A 25,369-nucleotide genomic window follows, 5' to 3' on the forward strand; every position below is an offset into this window, starting at 1 on the left:
CTATTCACCAGACCTATAATTGAATAATAAAAGTTAATTCTTATATGCTAAAGTGGATTGATATAAATTAAACATACAAAGCTCTACGTTTTTTTCAATGTTTTTTATTTTTTTTTCAGCTAGAATCAGACCATCTCTGTCCAACATAAGCATTTAATGCTATACGATTAACGATACAGACAGTATCAATTAAAGATAAATACACAAAGGGTTGCTTGTGAAGTATTGTCAGTTTTTTTCTGTTCTTGCCTTAAGTTTAAGTGCTGCCAGTTGTGCAGTTACATCTGGTTTACAAACTTACGATATTCCAAATGAAGGTGTTTATAGAACCGACCTTGGAACTACGGTTAACGTTGTAAAAATCTCGCAAGAATCATTGCCTGCGATACAACCAGCTCAAGTTGACTATCAACGTGACTATGCAACTTTATTTAAAAATCAACAACCGGTTTACCGCTTAAGCCCAGGCGATGTACTATCAATTCAGCTTTGGGCTTACCCTGAAATTACTCCTCCTGTAAACAACGTTAATAATGAACAATCTGTACAAGCGAGTGGCTACCCCATTGACCAAAGTGGTTATATTCAGTTTCCACTTGTAGGCCGCTATAAAGCTACCGGTAAAACTCTGGCTCAAGTTAATCGTGAGTTACGTGGTCAATTATCCCGCTTCTTAAAAAACCCTGATGTTACTGTACGAGTATTATCCTATGAAGGTCAGCGCTTTTCCGTCCAAGGCAGTGTCATAAAAGGTGGTCAGTTTTATTTAAGTGACCAACCTGTAAGTATATACACAGCTTTAGGACTTGCTGGTGGCGTAAGTGAGAAAGGTGACAACACTTACATTCAACTTATTCGTAATGGCCGTACCTATAATTTAAATACGATTGAACTAGAAAAAACGGGGTATTCACTACATAAGTTATTGGTTCAACCTAATGATACGATTTATGTCAGCACTCGTGAAAACCAGAAAATTTATGTGATGGGTGAATCTGGTAAAAATCAAGCTTTAGCAATGCGTGATCAGGGCATGACCTTAACTGATGCTTTAGGTGAAAGTTTAGGGATTAATCCGAACTCGGCAAGTGCAAGCCGTATTTATGTGGTACGTACTAACCCAAATGATCATGCAACAGAAATTTATCATTTAAATTTAATGAGCATTGGTGACTTTGGTTTAGCCAATCAGTTTAAACTACGCAGTAATGATATTGTCTATGTAGATGCAACTGGCTTAACTCGCTGGCAACGTGTGATTAACCAAATTATTCCATTCTCAAATGCTTTATATAACATAGACCGTTTGGGACAATAATTTTATGCAAATTAAAAATATTTTGGTGGTCTGTATTGGGAATATCTGCCGTAGTCCTATGGCAGAATATTTCTTAAAGCAGCAGTACCCCCAATTAAATGTTGAGTCTGCTGGCATTTCAGGGCTAGTGGGACATCAGGCTGATGAAAAAGCTAAGCTTTGTATGCTGCGCTTAGGCATCGATATGCAACCACATATAGCACGTAAACTTAGTGCAGAGCATATTAAAAAAGCAGACCTTGTTTTGGTCATGAGCCATAATCAGCAAAAGCATATTGAACAGACTTGGTCATTTGCAAAAGGTAAAATTTATCGCTTGGGGCACTGGCAAAATAGAAATGTGCCTGACCCTTATCAGCACGACCAAACCGTGTTTGATGAAACCTGCCAACTAATTCAACAGTGCATTGCTGACTGGAAACCCTATATTTAACGCCAAGATTTTAAGCTTATGAACCAAAATACGAATACCGAAGATACAATCGATTTAAAAGAATTGTTTTTTTCACTCATAGCTCAGTGGAAGCTTATCGCTCTATGCGTTATTTTAAGCCTTGTATGTGCTCTACTGTACTTACGTGTTACTCCAAATACTTACTCTGTTGATGCGCTAGTTCAAGTAGAAGACAGCAAGGGTGCATCTGCTGCTCTATTAGGCGATCTGTCTAATATGATTGAGCAAAAGTCCCCTGCTCAAGCTGAAATCGAAATTTTAAAGTCTCGTTTAGTTTTGGGTTCCGTCATTAAAGACTTGCAACTAAATATACAAGTTTCCAGTACAGAGAATACCTTTAGCCATCGTTTGTTGAGCGATGTTGACTATAAAACTGAATATAATAAAAAATCAGTTATCTTTAAGGATGGTCTCAAAACTTTTGAGATTCGTGCATTAGAAGTTCCAGCTTATTACTTAGATAAAACCTTGCATCTTAACTTTGACAAACAATCATTACGTTTAACTGATCCTGATACAGAAAAAACTCTTTTAACCGTGCCACTTAATCAGTTAAATCAAGTTACAGGTCCATATGGAACTTGGAAAATTGCTATTTTTACCAAAGATCAGCTTAATACAACTTATAATATTAAAAGCTTATCTATTCCTGCAGCTGTAAATGCCATTAGTGCGAATTACTCTGTTGCCGAGCGTGGTAAACTCACTGGTGTATTAGGCCTAAATTACCAAGGTCAAGACAAAGAGCATATTACCAAAGTTTTAAATGCGATTTTGGTGACTTATAGTGCACAAAATATTGAACGTCGCTCCGCTGAGTCTGCTCAAACCTTAAAGTTTCTGGACGAACAACTTCCAGACCTTAAAAAACAACTTGATGATGCAGAACGTCAATTTAACAAATTCCGTCAACAATATAATACGGTTGATGTGACTAAAGAATCCGAGCTATATTTAACTCAAAGTATCACTTTAGAAACTAAAAAAGCTGAGCTTGAACAAAAACAAGCTGAAATGGCAGCAAAATATACTGCTGAACACCCTGCAATGCGTGAAATTAATGGACAGTTGGGTGCCATTAATAAACAAATTGGTGAACTTAATAGTACTTTAAAACAATTGCCGGATGTTCAACGTCAATATCTACAATTGTACCGCGAAGTTGAAGTTAAAACTCAACTCTACACAGCCCTTTTGAACTCTTACCAACAGCTTCGTATTGCCAAAGCAGGTGAAATTGGGAACGTACGTATTGTAGATACTGCAGTTGAACCCATTGAACCCATTAAACCCCAAAAATTACAAATTTTAATTTTGTCTATTTTCTTAGGTGGTCTTATTGGAACTTTAATTGCATTACTACGTAATATGTTACGTACGGGTATTAAAGATTCTAGTCAAATTGAAAATGAGCTGGATTTACCAGTCTATGCAACTGTACCACGCTCCCCAATTCAAGAAAGCCGCATCAAGATTTTAAAGAAGAAGAAGAGTATTCCTATTCTTGCTGTTAAAAATAGTGATGATATCGCCATTGAAAGCTTACGTAGTATCCGTACTGCAATTCACTTTGCATTGGCGAGTGCGAAAAATAATATCATTATGATTGCAGGCCCATCACCAGAAGTAGGTAAATCATTTATTTCGACTAATCTTGCAACGATTTTCGCACAAGGTGATAAACGTGTCTTACTGATTGATGCCGATATGCGTCGTGGGTATATGCATAAATATTTCGATGTTGATGTAAAGCCAGGTCTTTCTGAATTGTTAAGTGGACAAGCTGATTTACAAAAAGTATTGCACAAGACACAAGTTGCGAATCTTGACGTAATTACACGCGGTAAGAGCCCAACAAATCCATCAGAAATTTTAAGCTCGAACCAGTTTAAAGAGTTACTTGAGCAGCTACAAAGCCAATATGACCACATCATTATTGATACTCCGCCAGTACTTGCAGTAACCGATGGTATTATTATTTCGCAATATACAGGTGTGAACTTAATTGTTGCTCGTTATGCTAAGTCACAAATGAAAGAGCTTGAATTAACACTTAATCGCTTTGAGCAAGCAGGTGTTAAAGTCAACGGCTTTATTCTTAATGACATTCAACGTGCTAGCGCGGGTTATGGTTATGGCTATAACTACGCCTATGCTTACAAAGCACAAAAAGAAGATTAAGCGTAAAGTCATAAAAAACCGGATCAAATGATCCGGTTTTTTATTTAAGATTTTTTAAGTATATCCCTACTAAAACTAACTAAAATATATAAAAAACCACTCGTTTTTTTTCTTAAACATTCTATGCTTAAGCATGCTAAGATCAAAAGCAGCCTTTTTAGACTCAAATGATTATTTTTGGAACCTTTTATGAGTAAAGCCTTACCCATTGCTGTCGCTGTAGTTTTAGGCGGTGCTGCACTTGTACCAGTATATTATGCAAGCCAACATCCGACCCCAGAAGTCGGAAGCAAGGCAAATAAAAATGCCACCCCAATTGAAAAAATTAGTTATGTTCTTGGGTATGAAGTTGCTCAGCAAACTCCACCTGAGCTAGATACAAAATCATTTGTGAAAGGGATTCATGATGCTCGCAGCAAACAGCCAAGTGCTTATACTCAAGAAGAGTTAAAAACTGCTGTAACCGCTTATGAAAAAGAATTGCAGCAAAAAATGCAGCAACAGAATAAATCAGAACAAGCTGCTGGTGTTGCTCCTGAGTCTGCGGATGCTCAATTTCTTGCAGAAAATAAAACAAAAGCTGGTGTAAAAACTACGGCGTCTGGCTTGCAATATATCATTACTAAAGAAGGCACAGGTAAACAACCCACTGCGCAGTCTATGGTTAAAGTACATTATGAAGGCCGTTTAATTAATGGTCAGGTTTTTGATAGTTCATATAAGCGTGGTGAGCCAGTTGAGTTTCCACTCAATCAGGTTATTCCAGGCTGGACGGAAGGACTTCAATTGATGAAAGAAGGCGGTAAAGCGACGTTCTTCATTCCATCAAATCTTGCCTATGGCCCTCAGGAAATTCCTGGTATTCCAGCAAACAGTACACTGATTTTTGATGTAGAACTCATTTCAGTGAAATAAAAACATTCAGGAGAGTAGAACACTACTCTCCTTTTTTTGGAAAACAGCATGAAAAAAATTGGTCTAATTATTGCAACATCAACAATGAGTTTATCTGTTTTTGCTGCAACTCCTATAACGAATAAAAGCCCAGCAAAAGAACAATTTAGCTATAGTTATGGCTATTTGATGGGTCGTAATAATACTGATGCATTAACAGATCTAAATCTTGATACTTTTTACCAAGGTCTTCAAGAAGGTGCACAAAGTAAAACAGCACGCCTAACTGATGAAGAAATGGCAAAATCGATTAATGACTATAAGAAAACCTTAGAAGCCAAACAACTCGTCGAGTTTCAAAAAACAGGTCAACAGAATGCCCAAGCAGGTACAGCATTTCTTGCTGACAATGCAAAAAAATCAGGTGTAATCACGACTAAATCTGGTCTTCAATACCAAGTATTAAAAGAAGGTAATGGTCAAAAGCCGAAAGCTACATCTCTTGTTAAAGTGAATTATGAAGGTCGTTTACTCGACGGGACCGTATTTGATAGTTCGATTGCCCGTAATCATCCAGTTGAGTTTCAGCTCAGTCAAGTGATTACAGGTTGGACAGAAGGTCTACAGACCATGAAAGAAGGCGGAAAGACTCGCTTCTTTATTCCGGCTAATCTTGCTTATGGTGAAGTCGGTGCTGGTGATAGTATTGGTCCAAATAGTACTTTAATTTTTGATATTGAATTAATAAAAATCTTATAACAATTTAATTCTTATATAACAAAAAACTTTTATAAAGTTTTTTGTTATATAAACTCAATAAATTTTCCTCTAATTTTATTGGCTCAATTTTTCTTTAGTTTTATATTAGAATTATTCAACCAATAAGAAATCATTTCCTTACCCTCGCCATATAGCTGTATATTACCTTCAGTATTCACTATTGGTGCACCAAAATAAATAAAAGCTTTTAAAGGATTATTTGATTCATTCTTAATAACCATATTACCAAAATCAACATTTTCTACTGAGAAAGGAAAAGAGTTATTAAATTTGTAAGAATTTCTAATCTCTTCTTTATATCCCCCTTTTTTTACTTCTACATTATCAAACTTATTAAGATTTTTATATTTATTAAACATATAATTAGCTTCTTTGGGGATTTTTATAAGAATTCCATAATTAGCATTACCGACAACAATAATATTTCCTTGTTTAAAATTAGAATTTTTTAAAATAGGAAAAGGCCTATAATCATAAAATTTCTTATAATTTTTTTCATCTTCAAAAGAAATATAATCCCCTTTATTTGAGAACAATGATTCTTTTTTTAATAGTTTTCCTGTATTACTATTTCCCACATAATAATTCATAGTAGTACCTACTATTGGACTTTCAGCACTTATAAAGTAATTTTCAATATTAAGTTTTTCGATACGAGAAATTGACAACCCCACTCCTTTATTATTTATTATTTTAAGCTTCTTTATATCTATATCTCTAGATAAATCAAACTCGACAGAGGATTTCAAGTTGAGTGTTCCGTTATTCACTATTAAATTATTAAATTTATTACTAATACTACCATACCCTATATTAACACCTCTATAATTAGGCCTCCCATCTCCCGTAGTAACTAGGTTTGATATATAACTATTAATACTATGTTTAAATTCTGCTGAAACTAACTCTGCATTACCAAAATTTAAATCTCCTGCCTTCAAACCATAAGACCAATAATATAGCATTCCAAATATAACTTTAGGATTACTTTCAATTTTCAAAAAAGGTAATCTTAAATTTTTACAATAATGAAATCTAACTGCATTACCGAAATCAAAATATTTTTCCCATTTTACTATAGCATTAAGACTACTATCATTAACTCTATAGTATTCTATACCTGACCCCACACCCTTTCCATTTTTATTACTCAATAAAAAAGTAATATTACTTACATTAATATTAGAGTATCTAGGATAATTTAAAGTTGAAGGACTAAAATTATTTTCACTCCAACTATTAAATGTTCCATTATATACTGGAAGATTATCTGGTCTATAATCGGATTCAGGCCCCCTTTTACCAACTCTAAAAAAAACACCATTTTTATTAGCATATAGTTTTATTTTTACTCCTTGCAAGGATTCCCCCTGAATAGTAATATTATTTTTTTCTATTTGTACTCCTGATGCTTCATAATTACCATTTTTTATTTTAATCACACTGTTTTCTGGAGCATTATTTAAAATATCTGTTATGTTTTTTATAGAGTTATCTATTTCTATAGTATTGCCTTTTGCACTACCGCAATACAACAAGATAATACCCACTATAACTTTTAATTTAATAGTTTTCATTATTATTCTCCATTTTTTAATGTTTTAAGTCTCTAGGACGAAAACCTGTAACGACGAGAGCAACCAGATAAGCTACTACACCAACTACACACAATCCAACCACTTCGGCAACACGTAACCACTGTGAAAGTTCACCGTTATACCAATTTAACGCAAACCAAAGTGCTGCAATCATGGCAAGGTTCGCTAAACCATATTGAAGAAACAGCTTTTTCCAATGTGAACCAAATCGAAAAATATTACGCTTATGCAAATAGAAGTAGAGTAAACCTGCATTCACCAAAGCTGAGCCTGAAGATGCCAAAGCAAGTGCCATATGCTCTGCATGCCAATCAATCAGCTTAAAGAAACCAATAAATACAACGTTTAAAATAGCATTCGCTGCGACTGACATTAAACCAACACGTACTGGTGTTTTGGTATCTTGCTGTGCATAAAAACCAGGTGCAAAGACTTTAATCAGCATAAACGAAATCACGCCTGCACTCATACATTGCAGTGCTAGAGCTGTCATTTGTGTATCACGTAGGTCAAATTCGCCACGCTGGAATAATGCCTGAATAATCGGTGTAGAAAGCATAAATAAGGCAATACTTGCTGGTAAGCCAACTAATACAATAATTTTTGCCGCCCAGTCGATCATACCGCGGAACTTTGCTTGATCTTGTTCTGCATGACGCGCAGAAAGTGAAGGTAAAATCACTGTACCAATCGCAACACCAATTAAACCTAACGGCAATTCAGTCATACGCTCTGCACTGTAGAGCCAAGATACAGAACCATCTTGCATGAAAGATGCCCAAATCGTATTTAATAACAGATTAATCTGGGTAACAGATACCCCAAATAATGCTGGCAGCATTAACTTTAAAATACGTTCTACACCTTCATGCTTAAAATCAACTTTAGGTGGGATCAGCAGATTTTTACGCCATAGCTCTGGAATTTGTATCGCTAACTGCAAAACACCTGCCACAACAACTGACCAGCCTAATGCCTTGATCGGTTCAGCCATATACGGCGTAAGCCACCATGCCCCGGCAATCATCGCGACATTCAGCAAAACTGGTGAAAAAGCTGGTGAAGCAAACGAACCATAACTATTTAAAATACTGCTGGCAAAAGCAGTCAGCGACATAAACAATAAATAAGGGATGGTCAGACGGAACATACTGACGGCTAAATCGAACTTTTCAGGATCACTATGGAAACCCGGGGCATACATATAGATGATCGCAGGCGCTAAAACCATAGCCACAAAAGTCAGTAAGGTCATGATTGTCAGCAAACAGCCAAATACCCGACTAATTAAGATCTGCACTTCAGCGTGTGCTCGGCCTGTTTTATATTCAGTTAATACTGGAATAAAAGCCTGAGAAAAGGCGCCTTCGGCAAATAATCGTCGAAAGAAGTTGGGAATACGAAAAGCGACGACGAAGGTATCGAAATCTTTACCCGCACCAAACACGTTGAGCAATACGACGTCACGCACTAACCCTAACACTCGTGACAACATCGTCATTGCACTGACAATAAAAGTCGATCGCCATAATGCCATCGTACTCACCTACAGCTATATTCGAAAGACGCTATTGTAATGAAACTAGAAAATCTTTTCGTTGTGAAATGATGAACAAACTCAAGTTTTTTTCTGACCCAACAATTGTCTAAAGTGCTGCCATTTAAAATAAGGTCCCGGATCAGTTTTTCGGCCGGGCGCAACATCTGAATGTCCTGCAATATGGTTTTTAATTTCAGGATAAGCCTGACGAATGGCAGTAACGACGTCGGTTAATACATTGTATTGTACTTCTTCAAAGGGCAAATCATCACTCCCTTCAAGCTCTATCCCAATTGAATAATCATTGCATTCCACTTTGGCTAAATAACTCGAACGCCCTGCATGCCATGCCCGATCATTAAAATTAACGAACTGTAGCACTTCCCCACTACGTAAAATCAGCAAATGCGTAGAAACCTGCATCCCTTCAATGGTCTGGAAATAAGGATGAACTGACCAATCTAACTTGTTTTGAAAAAACTGCTCAATATATCCGCCTCCAAATTGAGACGGCGGCAAACTAATATTATGAACCACAATCATTTGAATTTCGGTACCAGTCGGACGCTGGTTAAAATTTGGAGAAGGGATTTGTCTTGCCCCTTTTAATTGTCCATCTATAACTTCATACGGTGTGATTTGCTTCATTGAGATGCCAATAAATTGCTTGCCAATTGTTTTAGTTTAAAACAGTTATCTACTTTTCAAAGTAGTAAATGCGATTGTTTATCGCGATTAATCTGATAAAACAGCTTATTTTTAAAGTTGACGGTGCTAATATATCGCAAGTTTTAGGGTCATCTACAAAATGGAAACCGTATGAGCATACCTCAGTCTTTGCTTGAACAATCAATTCAAATCAATATTCAACAAGCATTACAAGAAGATATTGGGGACGGTGACATTACCGCTATGCTCACGCCTGAAGATGAGCAGGCAACCGCGACCATTATTAGCCGCGAAGATATGGTCTTAGCTGGCCAACCTTGGGTCAATGCACTCATCTCAGCTTATGACAATACTGTTCAAGTGACTTGGTTAAAACAAGAAGGTGAGCGTGTTGCTGCAAACGAAGCATTTTTAAAGCTTGCTGGTTCTGCACGTAGCTTACTCACTGTAGAGCGCCCTGCTTTAAACTTTATTCAAACTTTATCTGCGGTTGCGACAAAAACAGCTGAATATGTTCAACAGCTCGAAGGTTTAAATACAAAACTTCTCGATACACGCAAAACCTTGCCGGGCTTACGCATTGCACAAAAATATGCTGTAGCTATCGGTGGTGGTCAAAACCATCGTCTAGGTTTATTTGATGCGTTCTTAATTAAAGAAAACCATATTATGGCAGCAGGTGGTATTGCTCAGGCAATTGCCAAAGCCCATCAAATTGCACCGGGTAAACCTGTTGAAGTCGAAGTTGAAACTTGGGATGAGCTAAATCAAGCACTTGAAGCTGGTGCAGACATTGTTATGCTAGACAACTTCAGCCAGCAGCAGATGATTGATGCCGTTAAACACGTTGCAGGCCGTTGTAAGTTAGAGGCATCAGGTAATATCACCATTGAAAACTTACGCGAAGTTGCCACCACAGGTGTTGACTACATTTCTATGGGTGTACTGACTAAAGACGTTAGAGCCGTTGATCTATCAATGCGCTTTAATGCTTAAATAAAGTCCACATCGTTATTAGTATTTTTTTGCGACTTGGTCATGTCTGCTGCTTGTGTTTTCTGCCATGCTGACTGAGTCGCCTGCGCCCCACTATCACGTGGGTCGGCAGCCATTAAAACAAATGTAACTACCGCTAATAATACAATAAAACCTTGTAGCATAAATTTTCCCCATTACTTTAAAAAATCAGGGTTCCAAGATAAAAGATAAATATGACGAGGCTTAGGAGGTTGTGTTACAAAAGGTAAGCCTTTATTTTTATTATTCATCTACACCACAAGATAGTACCTCTCTTCATTTATATTTCCCAACATTAGATTATGTGAGATGTCATCTACAACCTGAGCAAGACAAAGCGATTATAGCTTTGTCGAAGCGCAAGAATGTTTTAAGCCTGTCTTTGTCTTTCGGTACGTAACAAAGATTAATTAATCTTTGTTACGTACCTCACTTTGGGCAAAACCAAAGTAACGAATTAGCTACTTCCACTGGATGAATAAACGATAAAGCTCCGTCGTGCTAGCTAATTTAAAATAAATTATTAACCCAAAACGTCAGCTTAATCACTCATCCGTTATAGCAACTTAAGACTCTAAATAACCCATATATGGATCTGAAATTGAATCTTCTTGGGTTTCAATACGGCCAGCAAAGCGACGGCTAAAAGTAGCATCATCAGCTAATGTCACAGTGAAGTCATACCAGCCACCAAATTCAGACATATCCAAAACCAGTTCTTTTTCAGAATGGTCGGTTTCTATAGTCCATGTCTTATTTGCAAGATAAGCATTTGCTTTGACTGTCAGCTTGACTGACTTACTACCATCATGACGAACTTTTAAATATAAATTCGCATCACACTCTTCTACACACACTCTAATTTCTGGCAATGCTTGAGTCTGGTTAGCTTGGCTTAAATTACCTTTAAACGCACGATGGAAACCATTTGGTCCTAGTACCCATAAATCGTACTGCCCATTTGTAGCATTCCAGACATCATCTAACTGTTTACCCGCTTCAACCATATAACGGCGTGGAATCGCTGTAAGATCTAATCGGTTATACACATGGAAAACCGCTGCCTGTTTACCTGTATTTGAAAACATCAGCTTGACTGTCTTTTGTGCTGCATCGACTTTAGCACTGGTATGCAAAATATAAGGCAAAGCACGTGAAGGTCTAATGCCCATTTCCTGCTGAGCAAATTGTTGCTGGCTTGGAACCGGAACTTGTGGCAATAAAGCTTGAGCAACACGAATAGCATCGGCTTCTGCTTTTGTTTTCTTACCTACTAAGTCATTTACAGGCAAAAGGTTCGGAGTTTTAAAATCAAAAGCTGTCGTTAAATCACCACACACAGCACGGCGGTATGGACTAATATTTGGCTCTTGCACACCAAAACGTTTTTCTAAGAACTGTAAAATAGAAGTATGGTCAAAGACTTGTGAATTCACCCATCCCCCACGACTCCACGGTGAAATCACATACATTGGAACGCGTACACCCGGTCCATAAACACGTCCATCTGTTGCGGGTTGAGATTTTGCTGTAGCGACTGCTGGATGGGTAAAGTACTCATAAGATACTTGTTGATCACTTAAAGTCGTTTTCCCCTGAACTACACCTTTTTCATCTTTAGAAGGGGCACTTGGTGAAGGAGTATGGTCAAAGAAACCATCATTCTCATCAAAGTTCACTAATAAAACCGTCTGACTCCAAACTTGAGGGTTTTCAGTTAAAGCATTTAATACTTCCTGAATATACCAAGCACCCTGTACAGGACTAGATGGCCCTGGATGTTCACTGTAGGTCGCAGGAGCAACCAACCAGCTTACTTGCGGTAATTTACCTTGAGCGATATCTGTTTTAAAAGTTCCTAAAAAACCACCGTCCGGCATGGTGTTAGCAATACCCTTATAAAGCGGCTGTGTTGCATCGATTTTTTCATCGTATGCAGGGCAAACGAGAGCATCGTTACTTACAGGTTGCCCCGACTGCTCATTCGCACGGCGATACTGTTTGAAACCGGCTAGAGGATTGTCGGTAAAGTTATCCGGCATATTTTGATAGATTTTCCAGCTAACACCAGCCTGTTGTAAGCGCTCAGGATAGGTCGTCCATTCATAACCCTCATTTGAAGGACCAATACCATCAAACTCATTTACAACACTGGCAACACCTGCACCTGTAGGACCATTCGTTCCAGTCCAGATAAATTTACGGTTTGGATTGGTACCGGCATGCATCGCACAGTGGTAAGCATCACAAATGGTAAAAGCATTGGCTAATGCAAACTGATATTCCACTTCCTGTTTTTTGTAGTACCCCATCGACTGCGGCTTTTTATGCGCTACCCAATCACTCATACGACCATTGTCCCAAGCGGCTTGACCATCCGACCATGAATGAGGCGTACCTGAAACGCGCTGTGCATTTCCTAAGCGGCTATCCAAATGGTAAGGCAATATTTTATTTTTCTTAGCATCATATTGTTCCCAAACCTTTCGGCCTTCGGTCATTGGAATGGTAAAGCGGTCTCCAAAACCACGCACGCCTTTTAGTGTTCCAAAATAATTATCGAAAGAACGGTTTTCCTGAGTCAAAATCACGATGTGTTTAACATCTTGAATAGTTCCACTTTCAACTTTGGCATCAATAGCTAAGGCTTTTTGAATACTAAGCGGGAAACTCGCTAAAGCAGCTGTCCCAAACATGGTTTTTGTAGAATTTAAAAGAAATTCGCGACGATTCATTAGTTCTATCCTGAGTTCTTATTATGGTGCACAGTGCATTTTGCAATTACTGGTCGGCGGTGTTGTTGGCGATGAATTGTCTGAGTCGTTATCATCGTTACAAGCACTGAGCATGAGTGCTAAAGATGTAATTAATAAAAGTGAAAGTTTTCGCATTGGTTTTTTCCAAACGGTTTAAATGCGAACTACTAATAAAGCGTAAAAGTGACAGGCAAGTGATGTTTTTATGTCGATTTGATGAAGGCATAAAAAAACGCATCCGAAGATGCGCTTTTTTAGAAAGTTTAAAATTACCAGCCTAAAGCTTCTTGTTGCTTTTTAACGAGCTCGGCAATTCCTTTTTCAGCCATTTCTAACATGGCATTGCTTTGTGCGCGAGTAAACGGTTTGTCTTCAGCAGTACCTTGAATTTCAATGAATTCACCTGCTTGAGTCATCACTACATTTAAGTCAGTTTGACAGTTCGAATCTTCTTCATAACAAAGATCAAGCAATACTTCGTCTTGATACATACCCACAGAAATTGCAGCAACTAATCCTTTAAGCGGATCATGCTTAATTTTCTTTTGAGACAATAAAACATTCATAGCATCAACCAATGCTACAGCCGCGCCAGTAATTGATGCAGTACGTGTACCACCATCTGCCTGAATCACATCACAGTCGATGGTAATCGTGTTTTCGCCAAGCTTTTTCAAATCGACCATAGCACGTAAGCTACGACCAATCAGACGCTGGATTTCCTGTGTCCGGCCCGACTGTTTACCACGCGCTGCTTCACGGTCACAACGTGAGTGTGTTGAGCGCGGTAACATGCCATATTCAGCAGTGACCCAGCCCTGTCCTTTTCCTTTTAAAAACCGTGGAACCGAATTATCGATACTTGCAGTACAAAGGACTTTGGTGTGACCAAACTCAACCAGAACTGAACCTTCTGCATAACGGGTATAATTACGTGTGATTTTTACTTCACGTAACTGGTCTAATTCACGTTGGTCAATACGCATAATCCTTCCTAACTTCTCTTAAATACAAATCTGGGCATAGTATAGCAAAGGATTTTGACAGGTTGAGTTTATTCCCTACTTTCAAATGTAAGTCTGCACTTTTAATAACTCAAAAATAAAAATAGCCCCTTAAAAGGAGCTATTTGGAATACCTTAAACAATGCTCTATCTTTATTAAGCAGTTTTGCCAAACATGCCTTTCACCGCCTCAACAAAGGTCCGTTTGGTCGCCACTAAACGATCAACCACATTGTCAGGCAAAGAGTGAACAGCCAGACGTTTATATACACTCAAAATTTGAGATCCAAAGGGCGCGGTATTGTACTGTTGACCGAACTCTGCACAGACTTCACGTACTTTAGGTGCCATCTCTTGATAGCGGTTGGCAGGCACATCAGGAAATAAGTGATGTTCGATTTGATGACTCAAGTTGCCACTCAAGAAATGCATGATTTTACCGCCAGTAAAGTTTGCTGAACCACGGATCTGACGCAAGTACCACTCTGCTTTGGTTTCATTAACAATATTGTCAGTGATAATTTCAGAGTCTTCTGTGAAATGGCCACAATAAATCACGGTCGATGCCCAGTAGTTACGGATCAAGTTAGCAAAAAAGTTACCAGCCAATACTGGCAAGAACATTGGTCCTGCAATTAGTGGGAATAGCACATAATCTTTACCAAACTGACGTACCATTTTTTTACGTAGATTTTTAGATTCTACATACACTTCTTTCCAAGTTTTGGTGCCATCAAACAATACTTTTTCCATCTCTAGACGTTGCAAAGCCAGTAGCCATTCAAAACCCGTTGACAATACAAAACCCATTGGCACGTTGAATAAAAAACGAGGTTCCCACTTTTGCTCACGGCTCATGCGCATCACACCATAACCGCTAATATCATGATCCATGCCAAACACATTGGTATAGGTATGATGCTTATAATTATGAGTATATTTCCAGTCTTCACCCGTACACACCGTATCCCAGTCATAGGTTGCACCGTTAAGCGTTGGATCATTTAACCAGTCAAACTGACCATGCATCACATTATGACCGAGTTCCATGTTTTCAACGATTTTAGATACGCCTAGCATAGCCGTACCCAACAACCATACAGGTGGAATCCAACCACCAAACATCAATATGCTACGTGATGCAATTTCGGTGTAGCGTACAAAATTACGTACTTTGTAAATATATTTTGAATCTTCTTCCCCGAGATCTTTCATCACTTCAAGACGAATTTCTTCAATACGGCGACCAAAAGCTTCTGTTTGCTCTGGGGTTAAATGTGCCGATTTTGATGTTGCTTTAATTTCCACTGCCATATTCATAAGGGTATCCTCAAATCTCTTTTATGTTTGTTTTTATAGATCAATCGTGACTGGGCTAAGGGCTTGGTTCACGCATAACTTAATTGCACGATTTGGTTGATCGTCAATTTCACCTGTTAATATATTCTGGGTGACACCACTGACTTTGGTACACGTACATTGGTTGCATACACCCATACGACAACCATGCTGTGGACGTAAACCAGCTTGCTCTGCACTGCTTAATAACGTTGTCGCGGCAAGAAAGTTTTGTTGCGAACGACGGAATATGATTGGTTGCGCTTCATTAGACTGTTCGATTTGAACAGGCATGAAAAACTCTTGATGGAAGTTTTCCAACACATCATGTTGCTTATAAATATCTTGTGCCTGACGCATCATGCCGTGATGACCACATGCATACATTTGTAGGTCTTTAAAGTTCGGGACCAGTTTCACCAACAATTTCGCATCTAAATGCTGCTTTTGCTCAGTGGTATTAAAAAAATGATATTGAAGCTCTGGATGCTTTTCTGCCAAAGCTTTTAATTCAGCATGAAAAATTTCTGCTCGATTAAAGTAAATGACATGAATCTGTTCGAGCTGCTGTTTCAAAGCTTGCTGCAAAAGTGAATAAATTGCAGTAATGCCACTACCTGACGCAATTAAAATCGCAGGTTGCTGGCCTTGGTGCAAAGTAAAATCACCTTGTGGCTGTGAAATCTCAATGCACTCTCCAACATGTAATAGTTGTGCTGCACTAGACACTAAGCCCTGTACTTTAATACCTAAAGAGATTTCCCCTTCATTCGTTACTTCAATAATTGAATAACTACGCTGGTGGTAAACCCCATCTATAAGTAGGGTCAATAAAATACTTTGTCCAGCACATACCTGATCGAATTTAAAATTACGATTCGGTTTTAGCTTGATAAGCACCATATCGGTATGTAGAGACTGAACTGCGGTAACTTCTGCAAGTACGCGTTTCCAAGCCCAAGTCACGTTAATTTTCTGCAAAACAAAATCAACGAAATCTTCTCGAACCAAATGTGGCTGATAACTAAGTGTTGCGTTCATACGTTCCTCTTTTGTATCTGGCTATTTATTTGAGTGAACACATGTTCGTATAGTGAACATATGTACACTATATTTATAACTGTTCACTCAGTCAACACTTGTTCACTATTTTTTTTATGAAAGTTTGCTCTTTTTTGTTAGACTCTGGCTCACGGTTTAAATAGGTTCTTTTAATGTCGATACGGGATGAACGAAAACAGCAAAGTCGTCAGGCACTCCTTGATGCAGCCTTGCATCTGAGCACGTCTGGGCGTTCGTTCAGTAGTATCAGTTTGCGTGAAGTTGCACGTGAAGTTGGTTTGGTACCGACAGCGTTCTATCGTCATTTTCAAGATATGGATGAACTTGGTAAAGAACTGGTCGATCAAGTCGCGCTACATTTAAAAAGTGTTTTACATCAATTAGGTCAAAGTTATTTACAACATAAATCTACGAAAACTCAGACCAGCATTGAGCTATTTGTTCAGGCGGTAAATCATAGCCCTAAGCAGTGGCAATTTATGATTTCCGAACGTTGGGGCGGTTCAGAAACGGTTCGTGCAGCAATTGCCCGAGAAATCGAATTTCTGATTGAAGATTTAACAACCGATCTTACCAAACTCGAAAATTTCAAACATATTCAACAACCTCAAGACTTAAATGTCTTATCCACCATTTTGACCAACATGTCATTTACATGGGCAATGACGTGGCTCAACCTATCTAAACAATATCAAGACGAGCAGCTCAAACAGCAACAAACTGCCTTTATCGAAAATGCCTCTACACAAGTTCGCTTACTCTTTAGAGGGATTGCAAACTGGGAACGGTAAAAGCGGCAAATGACAAAAAACAGGTTATGTGGTAATACGTAAAGAGAGAAAGAAAAAGGCTAAAAATTTCGAGAAAAGTCTTTTTCTTTTTACAGGAAGTAAACTATTAGTTAGGCCAAACTGGTGTGGGAATACCTATGAATCTTGATCGTCATACACAGTTTTTGATGCGCAAAGAAAAAATTCTGAGCGTGGCAGAAAAATTGTTACTAGAAAACAATCAGGAAATTACTCTAGATGAGTTAGTGGCCGAGCTGGATATTGCTAAAGGCACACTTTATAAGCATTTTAGAAGCAAAAATGAGCTTCTACTTGAGTTAATTATTCAAAATGAAAAGCAAATTTTAGAAATTTCTAAAAAATATAATACAGATTTCAAAGAGTATGCTCCTCATTACATGCTTCACCATTTGCTTACGCCTGGAAAAACAATTTTATTGCATCAACTTGAAGAAAATCTGACGATGACAGAGTCTAAGTTGAAGCATCTTTTCGAAGAACTTTATGAAATCCGCCAACAGCGCATTTTAGCTATTAAAGATATTACGGAAAATTATTTAAAATCATTAAATTATGATATGTCTATTCGTGATTATTTATCTTATATCTGGTCACTAACTTATGGCGCATCATTGCTTTTAAATTCTACGTATTACCAGCGTTCTATTGGTTCTCGCAAAAAATTAATTAATTTATATATTAATCAGGCCCTATCGCTACCAACCCAAACAGTTAATTTTGATGTTTTAAATTTTCAAATTGAAGATGAAAGCCCCAAAAATTAATTGAAATATTTCGTGATAATTAACAAAAAATTAAACATCGATATAAATTTTAATTGAATAAAAATGGGCTTCAGATGAAGCCCATTTTTGAAGTAAAGCCTAAACAACTTATTTTGCTTTACGTTCTTTCTCAATTAAATAATTAAGAACTTGAGTGACTTTACCATCTTCACCCTGCACGACATATTTACCATTAACTACAACCGCAGGAACACCTGTTAATTGGTACTGTTGAGCAAGTTTATTCGACTCAGCAACTTTTGCAGTCACAGCAAATGAGTTGTAAGTACTATTAAATTTCTGTTCAGGCACGCCATAACGAGTAAAGAACTTAGCCGCAGAAGCCTGATCAAAAATTTGTTGACCATTTACTTGAATCGCATGGAACAATGGTAAATGCGTGCGTTTACGTACACCTAATGCCTCAGATGTATAATATGTACGCGCCCCTTGTTCCCACATTTTATTCATTGCAGCTGGTGTACGTACAAAACGCACATCTTTAGGAATCTGTTTTAACCACGTTTGCATATGCGGTTCAAGTTTAAAACAGTGTGGACATCCATACCAAAAGAACTCTCGAACTTCGATTTTCCCCGGGACTTCCACTTTGCCTGGATTGGCAATCACGGTGTAGTCTTTACCAGCAACAAAATCTGCTGCCATTGCACTACCCGATACGGCCATAATTGCTGCACTCAAACCACCCAAAACCAATTTTTTCATTGCTACAGCTTTTCCTCTAAGTTGTTATGCATTAGCTTATGCCCTAAATATAAAACAAATATGCTAAATTCGTTTTGCTTCTGTGAAGTTTTTTATTGGGTTTATCGCTTTTTTCCCAATAATCGCTACACTAACGGCGAACTACATCCAAAAAGATAACTCAAGTTTAGAGGTAGCACCATGTCGCAATTGAATGTTGATTTACAAGAAATCGCAAAGTTTGAAGCACTTGCTGCCAAATGGTGGGATCAACATTCTGAATTTCGCCCACTTCATCAAATTAATCCACTACGTTTAAATTGGATTGATGAACGCGTAGGCGGACTTGCTGGTAAAAAAATACTTGATGTCGGCTGTGGTGGCGGTATTTTGGCTGAGAGCATGGCACGTCGTGGAGCAGATGTACTCGGTATTGATATGGGTGAAGCACCGCTAGCTGTAGGCCGTTTGCATGCTCAACAAGACAATGTTCAAAATATTGAATATCGCCAAATTCCTGTAGAAGAATTAGCACAAGAACAAGCTGGTCAATACGATGTAGTGACTTGCATGGAAATGATGGAACACGTTCCAGATCCTGCATCTATTGTAAGAGCTTGTCAGGCTTTGGTTAAACCGGGTGGTCATGTGTTCTTTTCAACCATTAACCGTAACCCAAAATCTTATTTATTTGCCATTATTGGTGCAGAATACGTACTACGCATGTTGCCAAAAGGTACACATGATTATCATAAATTTATTCGCCCATCTGAAATGGCACATGACATTCGTAATGCAGGCCTTACTTTAAAAGAAATGACTGGACTGCATTACAACCCGCTTACCAAACATTACTGGTTAGCGCCAAATGTCGACGTTAATTATATGGTTCACACGATCAATACAGGTGCATGATGAAAGCTGTTTTATTTGATTTAGACGGTACTCTTATTGATACAGCTGCCGACTTCATTCGTATTATTCAGCAAATGTGCCGTGATGAAAGACGTCCGGTTGTTGATGCCGACCTAATTCGTACTCAGGTTTCTGAAGGTGCACGTGCGATGGTTAAATTGGTCTATCCAGAGCTGGATGTGACCAATCCGATTTTCTTGGCGCATCGACAAAACTTTTTAGACCTTTACGGCAATAACATTGTGGTTGATACAGACCTATTTGAAGGCATGTATCCGCTTTTAGACGAGTTAGAAGCTAAAGAAATTCCATGGGGTATTGTGACCAATAAACCTCGTGGTTTAAGCGAGTCTCTCTTAGAGAAGTTAAATCTGACCGAACGCTGTGCGGTTTTGGTATGTCCTGAAGATGTCAGTAAAACCAAACCAGACCCTGAACCGATGTATTTGGCGGCTAAACAGTTAAATATCCCAGCAAATGAAATTATTTATGTGGGTGACCATCCACGTGATATTGATGCTGGTCGCAATGCCAATATGTATACTATTTTGGCTGCATATGGCTATTTACCAATCGAACACCGTGATGATCTCGCTGCATGGCAGGCCGATTCGATTGTAAATACGGTGACAGAATTACACGATATGTTACGTCAAAAGCTTCCTGCTCTACAGGAAAATCAGCGTATGATAAGTTAACATAAGAGTTTTATAGGCTTTTTTAACAGTTCTTTGCTTTATCAATATAAAAAGAAGGAGGTTTACCAATGAAATATTCAGAATACCAACCTCGTCCGGATCTACTCAAAGATCGAATTATTTTAATTACCGGTGCTGGCGATGGAATTGGGCGAGCTGCAGCTCTGACTTATGCCCTACATGGCGCAACCGTTGTACTGCATGGTAGAACCTTAAATAAACTAGAAGTTATTTATGATGAAATTGAAAGTCTAGGTGCACCGCAACCAGCAATTTTACCATTACAGCTTTCGAGCGCTTCTGACCGTGATTATGATTTTTTAGTCGATACCCTTGAGAAACAGTTTGGGCGTCTTGACGGTATTTTGCATAATGCAGGTATTTTAGGTGAACGCGTTGAGCTGGCACATTATCCATCGGAAGTATGGGATGATGTCATGGCAGTTAACTTACGCGCCCCTTTTGCATTAACTCAAGCGCTATTACCACTTTTGCAGAAATCAGAAAATGCCTCTGTCGTATTTACCAGCTCTGGCGTAGGTCGCGAAGCACGTGCCTTATGGGGTGCATATTCTGTCTCAAAAATTGCAATTGAAGCGGTCAGCAAAATTTTTGCAGCGGAGAATACTTATCCAAATATCCGCTTTAACTGCATTAATCCAGGCGCGACACGTACCGCAATGCGTGCTAAAGCCTACCCACAAGAAGATCCGAAAACACTACCTACACCAGAGTCGATCTTGCCTGCTTATCTCTATTTAATGGGTGAAGATAGCTTGGCGCTCAATGGTCAAAGTATCGATGCACAGGATTAAAATGTTAAAGATGAAAAGCTAAAGAAAATTACAGCCGATCATCAAATCTGGCTTGCCTATACCTGAAAAGATATATACAAGCCTTTTTTATTATTGATAAAAACTCTTGATCTATCCGTAATTTTAATTGAACCATTAAATGATCTTCACAGTTTCTCTGCATTTTGCGCGTAGAGTATTCAACATGAGAGACATCAGATGTAAACGAGGATGCATCATGAAAAAGTTGTTCACAATCTTAACCCTTTCCATAGCCGTGCTCACTACAAGTATGGCGAGCTTTGCTGATCCTCCTTTTGACCGAGGCCATGGCCACAAAGGTCCTAAAGGTGGAGGACCACGCGGTGAATGGAACGATCGTGGGCCAGGATTTGGACGTGATCATGATGAAGATCGTGTCCGTGACGAACGCCGTATGCGCGAGGAACGTGGTTTTGAACGGCTTAAACAGCATCGCTGGCAGCCTGGCTATGTCATGCCACAGCACTATCGTGGTAATGGCTACAAAGTCGACTATAAAGACAGTAACTTGCCGAAACCAGGCCGCAGTCAACAATGGTACAAAATCAATAATGACTATATTTTAGTCGACACTGATTCTAATAGTATTGTTAGTATTCGTGGTTTTTAAAACGATAGATCCTCGCTATCGCTGAATAAAAAAGGATAAAGCCTCTGGGTTTTATCCTTTTTTTATTACTTATATATTTCAAAAATAAAAAGATTTTTTATAGTCTTACACTTCGTATTTTCTTAATTTCTTCTTATTTCATCGTTAGTTTTCACATTTATTCTTCGTAGCCTCCACGATTTATCTGTAATTGTTCACTAATCTTTAGTTATTGAAATTTAATTCATTATTTGAGGTTTACGATGAAAAAACTAACAACAGCAATTGTTCTTTCACTCAGTGGTTTAGTTGCAACAACAGCAATGGCAGCACCTAACGATCATAATCACCATGGCAATTACCAAAACCATGAAGTAAAAACAGTTAAAGTGATTAAAAAAGATGACCATCGCAATGTATGGCGAGCAGGTCAGGTTGTACCCCGTGAATATCAACACTCACGTTACGTGATTGACTATCGTCAACATCAGAAATTAACTAAACCGGGTCGCTACCAGAAATGGTACAAAGTGAACGGAAATTATGTGCTGGTAAATGAACAAAGCCACAAAATCATTAGAGTTGTTCACTAATTCTAAAATTCTTTAAACACCCAAACTCTGATTTGGGTGTTTTTTTATCTAAAACATGCGGCTTTAATCTTTTTTGTTTAGAATCATCTCTATATCTTTTTGCTGTTGATTCGAGATCGGTATGCCAAGCAAGTCTTTAGAAAAGTCGCATAATAACACCCAGCATTATGTACACTGGTTTCGACACTCAGCGCCCTACATTAATGCTCACCGCGATAAAACATTCGTATTGATGTTTGGTGGTGAAGCAGTCCGTCATCCTAATTTCGAACATATCATTCACGATATTGCTTTATTACACTCTCTTGGTATCCGTTTAATTCTCGTGCACGGCGCACGTCCGCAAATTAATCAAAATCTTAAAGAAAAAGGAATTGAAACCCCTTTTTATGACAACTGCCGCATTACTACACGTGAATCTTTAGGCTGTGTCATGAGTGCCGTAGGTTCCATTCGCCTAGAAATTGAAGCATTGCTTTCTATGGGCTTAGCGAACTCTCCAATGTACGGCGCTCGAATAGATGTGATATCGGGTAATTTTGTGACTGCTAAACCTTATGGCATTCGTGATGGAATGGATTTCCAGCTCACAGGTGAAGTTCGCTCTATTGATACCGATGCGATTGATCGACACCTCGATAATCATAATATTGTGCTACTGGGACCAACAGGTTATTCCACTACAGGCGAAGTATTTAACTTAAGAGCAGAAGAAGTTGCGACCAAAACTGCAACTTATTTAAAAGCAGATAAACTCATTTTTCTTGGGGAACAACAAGGGCTTCTTAATGAGGATGAACAAATATTACGTGAGTTAAGCCCACATCAACTCGACTACTATATTCAACAATACCAAACTATTAGTCCGACACTCACTTTACATTTGCAACAAGCCAAAAAAGCGTCTTTATCTGGCGTACATCGCGTACATCTCATTTCATATGCCTATGATGGCGCCCTTCTTCAAGAGTTATTTACTCGAGATGGTATAGGGACCATGATTACCGATGCACATTATGAAGAAGTTCGCACAGCCCATATCCAAGATGTGGGTGGTTTAATGAATTTATTACGCCCTTTAGAAGAAGAAGGCATCTTGGTTTATCGTTCACGAGAACGTTTAGAGCAAGAAATCAGCCAGTTTGCTGTCATTGAACGCGACGGTATGATTCTAGCGTGTGCTGCACTTTATCCAATTCCGACTGAGTTTAACGAAACTCGTTCTGCAGAAATTGCCTGTGTTGCCGTACATCCAAGTTATCGTAAATCAAACCGTGGTAGCCAAATTTTGCAATTTCTTGAAGAAAAAGCCAAAGAACAAGGTATTCGTCAATTATTCGTTTTAACAACGCGTACCGCTCACTGGTTTTTAGAACATGGTTTTCATCAGGTCAGTGTTGATGAGTTGCCCAATGCTCGTCAAGCGCTCTATAACTACCAAAGGAATTCTTTAGTGTTTAAAAAGCTGCTTCCCTAGCCTTTGCTCTTTTTAAGATATTCTTATTTCAGATAAGCTTAGTTAAAAAAGTACAACCATAAACGCTATTAATTTATGATTGTACTTTTTTTAAATCTCTATTTTTAATGTTTTAATATTTTTTATTTTATTTACATTAACTTACTCACAATTCATTAAACATATTTCTTTTAGATAAATCATTTTTTTGCATAAGTTTATAGCCTATTGTGTTTAGCTTTTTTTTGCATAAATAAAGACCGAATACTTATTTTTTCTGAAATAAAAATCCCTTTAGGGTATCTGCTCATCCAATTATTTTTTTCTTTTCTCTTTCGGGGAGCACGAAACCTCATGGCACTTTTCAACACCACTTCATGGGCAAAATATTCAGTCATCGCGGCCAGCCTAGCAGGAGTGATGATGCTAAGTGGTTGTGCCAAAAAAGAGGAACAAGCCACCACAACTTTAAATATTGGCTATCAAAAATATGGCATCCTTCCTATTTTAAAGGCCCGTGGTGACCTAGAAAAAGTACTAAAAGATCAAGGCGTGCAAGTAAAATGGGTTGAGTTTCCTGCTGGCCCTCAATTGCTTGAAGGTCTAAATGTCGGGAGTGTTTCACTTGGTGAAGCAGGTGAAGCACCACCAATCTTTGCTCAAGCTGCTAATCCAAATTTAGTCTATGTCGCAAACCAACCCGCTGCGCCAAAAGCAGAAGCGCTATTGGTACAAAAAGATTCTCCAATCCACTCTATTCAAGATTTAAAAGGCAAACGTGTTGCTCTTAATAAAGGCTCGAATGTTCATTACCTGTTATTGAAAGTTCTAGAAGCCAACAACTTAAGCTTAAGTGATATTCAACCAGTTTATTTACCGCCATCAGACGCACGTGCTGCATTTGAAAAAGGTGCGGTAGATGCATGGGTGATTTGGGACCCGTTCTTTGCAGCGGCTGAACATCAAATTCAGGCACGAGTTTTAGCAACAGGTGAAAATTTGGTAAGCAATCATCAGTTCTATTTAGCTGATCGTAAATTTGCAGAAAACAACCCGAAAGTTCTCAACACAGTTGTACAGACACTTAATCAGACAACTGAATGGGTCAGCACACATCAAGATGAAGCTGCCAAGCTACTCGAAAAACCTACAGCACTTGAGTTTGATGTACTCAAAACTTCCATTTCACGTATGGGTTTTGGAGTTCAGCCAATCTCTGACAAGGTGGCACAAGAACAACAACAAGTAGCTGATGCCTTTTATGCGCAAAAGCTCATTCCTAACAAACTCACCATTCAAGACGCCATTTTAAAACTGAAATAAACCCAGCTTAGGCACGGCTTAAATAATCATATAAATGCTGTGCCTTGCCTCAAGGGGAACAAGGATA

The 25,369-nt window shown here is 38.4% G+C and carries 26 protein-coding genes; 17 read left to right on the forward strand and 9 right to left on the reverse strand.

Translation table 11 applies throughout. The features are described from left to right. The first annotated feature begins 217 nt into the window (after positions 1-217). From RMB13_RS01265 to RMB13_RS01285, 5 genes are all read left to right on the forward strand, one after another. A complete protein-coding gene (locus RMB13_RS01265) occupies positions 218-1,318 on the forward strand; it encodes a polysaccharide biosynthesis/export family protein (protein WP_307013092.1) in 1,101 nt (366 codons plus the stop codon). Between the two features lie 4 nt (positions 1,319-1,322). Then, positions 1,323-1,751 carry a low molecular weight protein-tyrosine-phosphatase gene (locus tag RMB13_RS01270; protein ID WP_311084191.1) on the forward strand — a complete coding sequence of 143 codons (429 nt, stop codon included), beginning with the start codon at positions 1,323-1,325 and terminating at the stop codon, positions 1,749-1,751. Positions 1,752-1,769: 18 nt separating this feature from the next. Then, positions 1,770-3,953 carry a polysaccharide biosynthesis tyrosine autokinase gene (locus RMB13_RS01275; RefSeq protein ID WP_311084192.1) on the forward strand — a complete coding sequence of 728 codons (2,184 nt, stop codon included), beginning with the start codon at positions 1,770-1,772 and terminating at the stop codon, positions 3,951-3,953. Between the two features lie 189 nt (positions 3,954-4,142). Continuing rightward, entirely contained in the window at positions 4,143-4,868 is a 726-nt protein-coding gene (locus RMB13_RS01280; protein WP_311084193.1) for an FKBP-type peptidyl-prolyl cis-trans isomerase, read from the forward strand. A gap of 48 nt (positions 4,869-4,916) precedes the next feature. After that, entirely contained in the window at positions 4,917-5,606 is a 690-nt protein-coding gene (locus RMB13_RS01285; RefSeq protein WP_311084194.1) for an FKBP-type peptidyl-prolyl cis-trans isomerase, read from the forward strand. An 83-nt stretch (positions 5,607-5,689) separates the two neighbouring features. On the opposite strand, the gene RMB13_RS01290 is transcribed toward RMB13_RS01285, so the two are convergent. The 3 genes from RMB13_RS01290 to ampD form a co-directional block, all read right to left on the reverse strand. Continuing rightward, entirely contained in the window at positions 5,690-7,204 is a 1,515-nt protein-coding gene (locus RMB13_RS01290; RefSeq protein ID WP_311084195.1) for a hypothetical protein, read from the reverse strand. Positions 7,205-7,220: 16 nt separating this feature from the next. Next, positions 7,221-8,771, reverse strand: coding sequence for a murein biosynthesis integral membrane protein MurJ (gene murJ, locus RMB13_RS01295; RefSeq protein WP_311084196.1), 1,551 nt, complete (start codon positions 8,769-8,771; stop codon positions 7,221-7,223). Positions 8,772-8,843: 72 nt separating this feature from the next. Next, entirely contained in the window at positions 8,844-9,413 is a 570-nt protein-coding gene (ampD, locus tag RMB13_RS01300) for a 1,6-anhydro-N-acetylmuramyl-L-alanine amidase AmpD (RefSeq protein WP_005037662.1), read from the reverse strand. Between the two features lie 171 nt (positions 9,414-9,584). Between ampD and nadC the strand changes: the two genes are divergently transcribed. After that, on the forward strand, positions 9,585-10,430 hold the full coding sequence (gene nadC, locus RMB13_RS01305) for a carboxylating nicotinate-nucleotide diphosphorylase (protein ID WP_045437359.1): 846 nt from the start codon (positions 9,585-9,587) through the stop codon (positions 10,428-10,430). Here nadC and RMB13_RS01310 read toward each other — a convergent pair. Beyond that, a complete protein-coding gene (locus RMB13_RS01310; RefSeq protein WP_005049256.1) occupies positions 10,427-10,594 on the reverse strand; it encodes a hypothetical protein in 168 nt (55 codons plus the stop codon). The genes nadC and RMB13_RS01310 overlap by 4 nt on opposite strands. Positions 10,595-10,665: 71 nt before the next feature. Here RMB13_RS01310 and RMB13_RS01315 point away from each other — a divergent pair, with 71 nt between their 5' ends. After that, on the forward strand, positions 10,666-10,851 hold the full coding sequence (locus RMB13_RS01315; RefSeq protein ID WP_311084197.1) for a hypothetical protein: 186 nt from the start codon (positions 10,666-10,668) through the stop codon (positions 10,849-10,851). Between the two features lie 166 nt (positions 10,852-11,017). Here RMB13_RS01315 and RMB13_RS01320 read toward each other — a convergent pair whose 3' ends face one another. Next, the gene (locus tag RMB13_RS01320) at positions 11,018-13,186 is read right to left on the reverse strand and encodes a phosphocholine-specific phospholipase C (RefSeq protein WP_311084198.1); all 2,169 of its coding nucleotides are present in this window, start codon (positions 13,184-13,186) and stop codon (positions 11,018-11,020) included. A gap of 40 nt (positions 13,187-13,226) precedes the next feature. Here RMB13_RS01320 and RMB13_RS01325 point away from each other — a divergent pair, with 40 nt between their 5' ends. After that, positions 13,227-13,364 carry a hypothetical protein gene (locus tag RMB13_RS01325; protein WP_016801802.1) on the forward strand — a complete coding sequence of 46 codons (138 nt, stop codon included), beginning with the start codon at positions 13,227-13,229 and terminating at the stop codon, positions 13,362-13,364. A 112-nt stretch (positions 13,365-13,476) separates the two neighbouring features. Here the strand turns inward: RMB13_RS01325 and rph are convergent, their stop codons facing one another. The 3 genes from rph to RMB13_RS01340 all read right to left on the reverse strand — a co-directional run bounded on the left by rph (position 13,477) and on the right by RMB13_RS01340 (position 16,590). After that, positions 13,477-14,193 carry a ribonuclease PH gene (rph, locus tag RMB13_RS01330; protein WP_005037670.1) on the reverse strand — a complete coding sequence of 239 codons (717 nt, stop codon included), beginning with the start codon at positions 14,191-14,193 and terminating at the stop codon, positions 13,477-13,479. 174 nt (positions 14,194-14,367) lie between these two features. After that, positions 14,368-15,531, reverse strand: coding sequence for an acyl-CoA desaturase (locus RMB13_RS01335; RefSeq protein ID WP_311084199.1), 1,164 nt, complete (start codon positions 15,529-15,531; stop codon positions 14,368-14,370). A 33-nt stretch (positions 15,532-15,564) separates the two neighbouring features. Then, on the reverse strand, positions 15,565-16,590 hold the full coding sequence (locus RMB13_RS01340) for a ferredoxin reductase (RefSeq protein ID WP_311084200.1): 1,026 nt from the start codon (positions 16,588-16,590) through the stop codon (positions 15,565-15,567). 173 nt (positions 16,591-16,763) lie between these two features. Here RMB13_RS01340 and RMB13_RS01345 point away from each other — a divergent pair, with 173 nt between their 5' ends. Both RMB13_RS01345 and RMB13_RS01350 read left to right on the forward strand, forming a co-directional pair. After that, entirely contained in the window at positions 16,764-17,402 is a 639-nt protein-coding gene (locus RMB13_RS01345) for a TetR family transcriptional regulator (RefSeq protein ID WP_003655781.1), read from the forward strand. 137 nt (positions 17,403-17,539) lie between these two features. Continuing rightward, on the forward strand, positions 17,540-18,187 hold the full coding sequence (locus RMB13_RS01350; protein ID WP_311084201.1) for a TetR/AcrR family transcriptional regulator: 648 nt from the start codon (positions 17,540-17,542) through the stop codon (positions 18,185-18,187). A 108-nt stretch (positions 18,188-18,295) separates the two neighbouring features. Here RMB13_RS01350 and RMB13_RS01355 read toward each other — a convergent pair whose 3' ends face one another. Then, on the reverse strand, positions 18,296-18,913 hold the full coding sequence (locus RMB13_RS01355) for a thiol:disulfide interchange protein DsbA/DsbL (protein ID WP_002120747.1): 618 nt from the start codon (positions 18,911-18,913) through the stop codon (positions 18,296-18,298). Between the two features lie 180 nt (positions 18,914-19,093). Here RMB13_RS01355 and ubiG point away from each other — a divergent pair, with 180 nt between their 5' ends. The 7 genes from ubiG (at position 19,094) to RMB13_RS01390 (ending at position 25,302) form a co-directional block, all read left to right on the forward strand. Continuing rightward, on the forward strand, positions 19,094-19,807 hold the full coding sequence (gene ubiG, locus RMB13_RS01360) for a bifunctional 2-polyprenyl-6-hydroxyphenol methylase/3-demethylubiquinol 3-O-methyltransferase UbiG (RefSeq protein ID WP_311084202.1): 714 nt from the start codon (positions 19,094-19,096) through the stop codon (positions 19,805-19,807). Next, a complete protein-coding gene (locus tag RMB13_RS01365) occupies positions 19,804-20,505 on the forward strand; it encodes an HAD family hydrolase (RefSeq protein ID WP_080593016.1) in 702 nt (233 codons plus the stop codon). Before ubiG ends, RMB13_RS01365 begins: the two co-directional genes overlap by 4 nt. Before the next feature lie 68 nt (positions 20,506-20,573). After that, positions 20,574-21,320: a YciK family oxidoreductase gene (locus tag RMB13_RS01370; protein WP_005037682.1), complete on the forward strand. Its 747-nt coding sequence runs from the start codon at positions 20,574-20,576 to the stop codon at positions 21,318-21,320. A gap of 217 nt (positions 21,321-21,537) precedes the next feature. Continuing rightward, a complete protein-coding gene (locus RMB13_RS01375; RefSeq protein ID WP_005037684.1) occupies positions 21,538-21,951 on the forward strand; it encodes an RcnB family protein in 414 nt (137 codons plus the stop codon). 242 nt (positions 21,952-22,193) lie between these two features. Beyond that, the gene (locus RMB13_RS01380) at positions 22,194-22,523 is read left to right on the forward strand and encodes an RcnB family protein (protein WP_004640333.1); all 330 of its coding nucleotides are present in this window, start codon (positions 22,194-22,196) and stop codon (positions 22,521-22,523) included. A gap of 121 nt (positions 22,524-22,644) precedes the next feature. Continuing rightward, positions 22,645-24,000, forward strand: a complete 1,356-nt coding sequence (gene argA, locus RMB13_RS01385) for an amino-acid N-acetyltransferase (RefSeq protein ID WP_311084203.1) — start codon at positions 22,645-22,647, stop codon at positions 23,998-24,000. 333 nt (positions 24,001-24,333) lie between these two features. Beyond that, on the forward strand, positions 24,334-25,302 hold the full coding sequence (locus tag RMB13_RS01390) for a sulfonate ABC transporter substrate-binding protein (protein ID WP_005049269.1): 969 nt from the start codon (positions 24,334-24,336) through the stop codon (positions 25,300-25,302). The last annotated feature ends 67 nt before the right edge of the window (positions 25,303-25,369 follow it).

It is taken from the genome of Acinetobacter sp. V102_4 (assembly GCF_031799005.1).
Lineage (GTDB): Bacteria > Pseudomonadota > Gammaproteobacteria > Pseudomonadales > Moraxellaceae > Acinetobacter > Acinetobacter calcoaceticus.

Bases quoted from the DNA above. Each gene is read 5' to 3' on its own strand.
- RMB13_RS01350 (WP_311084201.1), top strand. From the start codon at position 17,540: ATGAATCTTGATCGTCATACACAGTTTTTGATGCGCAAAGAAAAAATT.
- ubiG (WP_311084202.1), top strand. From the start codon at position 19,094: ATGTCGCAATTGAATGTTGATTTACAAGAAATCGCAAAGTTTGAAGCA.
- RMB13_RS01290 (WP_311084195.1), bottom strand. From the start codon at position 7,204: ATGAAAACTATTAAATTAAAAGTTATAGTGGGTATTATCTTGTTGTAT.
- RMB13_RS01375 (WP_005037684.1), top strand. From the start codon at position 21,538: ATGAAAAAGTTGTTCACAATCTTAACCCTTTCCATAGCCGTGCTCACT.
- RMB13_RS01355 (WP_002120747.1), bottom strand. From the start codon at position 18,913: ATGAAAAAATTGGTTTTGGGTGGTTTGAGTGCAGCAATTATGGCCGTA.
- RMB13_RS01365 (WP_080593016.1), top strand. From the start codon at position 19,804: ATGATGAAAGCTGTTTTATTTGATTTAGACGGTACTCTTATTGATACA.
- RMB13_RS01270 (WP_311084191.1), top strand. From the start codon at position 1,323: ATGCAAATTAAAAATATTTTGGTGGTCTGTATTGGGAATATCTGCCGT.
- RMB13_RS01370 (WP_005037682.1), top strand. From the start codon at position 20,574: ATGAAATATTCAGAATACCAACCTCGTCCGGATCTACTCAAAGATCGA.
- RMB13_RS01280 (WP_311084193.1), top strand. From the start codon at position 4,143: ATGAGTAAAGCCTTACCCATTGCTGTCGCTGTAGTTTTAGGCGGTGCT.
- RMB13_RS01335 (WP_311084199.1), bottom strand. From the start codon at position 15,531: ATGAATATGGCAGTGGAAATTAAAGCAACATCAAAATCGGCACATTTA.
- RMB13_RS01310 (WP_005049256.1), bottom strand. From the start codon at position 10,594: ATGCTACAAGGTTTTATTGTATTATTAGCGGTAGTTACATTTGTTTTA.
- argA (WP_311084203.1), top strand. From the start codon at position 22,645: ATGCCAAGCAAGTCTTTAGAAAAGTCGCATAATAACACCCAGCATTAT.
- RMB13_RS01345 (WP_003655781.1), top strand. From the start codon at position 16,764: ATGTCGATACGGGATGAACGAAAACAGCAAAGTCGTCAGGCACTCCTT.
- RMB13_RS01285 (WP_311084194.1), top strand. From the start codon at position 4,917: ATGAAAAAAATTGGTCTAATTATTGCAACATCAACAATGAGTTTATCT.
- rph (WP_005037670.1), bottom strand. From the start codon at position 14,193: ATGCGTATTGACCAACGTGAATTAGACCAGTTACGTGAAGTAAAAATC.
- RMB13_RS01275 (WP_311084192.1), top strand. From the start codon at position 1,770: ATGAACCAAAATACGAATACCGAAGATACAATCGATTTAAAAGAATTG.
- RMB13_RS01380 (WP_004640333.1), top strand. From the start codon at position 22,194: ATGAAAAAACTAACAACAGCAATTGTTCTTTCACTCAGTGGTTTAGTT.
- nadC (WP_045437359.1), top strand. From the start codon at position 9,585: ATGAGCATACCTCAGTCTTTGCTTGAACAATCAATTCAAATCAATATT.
- RMB13_RS01340 (WP_311084200.1), bottom strand. From the start codon at position 16,590: ATGAACGCAACACTTAGTTATCAGCCACATTTGGTTCGAGAAGATTTC.
- RMB13_RS01320 (WP_311084198.1), bottom strand. From the start codon at position 13,186: ATGAATCGTCGCGAATTTCTTTTAAATTCTACAAAAACCATGTTTGGG.
- RMB13_RS01390 (WP_005049269.1), top strand. From the start codon at position 24,334: ATGGCACTTTTCAACACCACTTCATGGGCAAAATATTCAGTCATCGCG.
- ampD (WP_005037662.1), bottom strand. From the start codon at position 9,413: ATGAAGCAAATCACACCGTATGAAGTTATAGATGGACAATTAAAAGGG.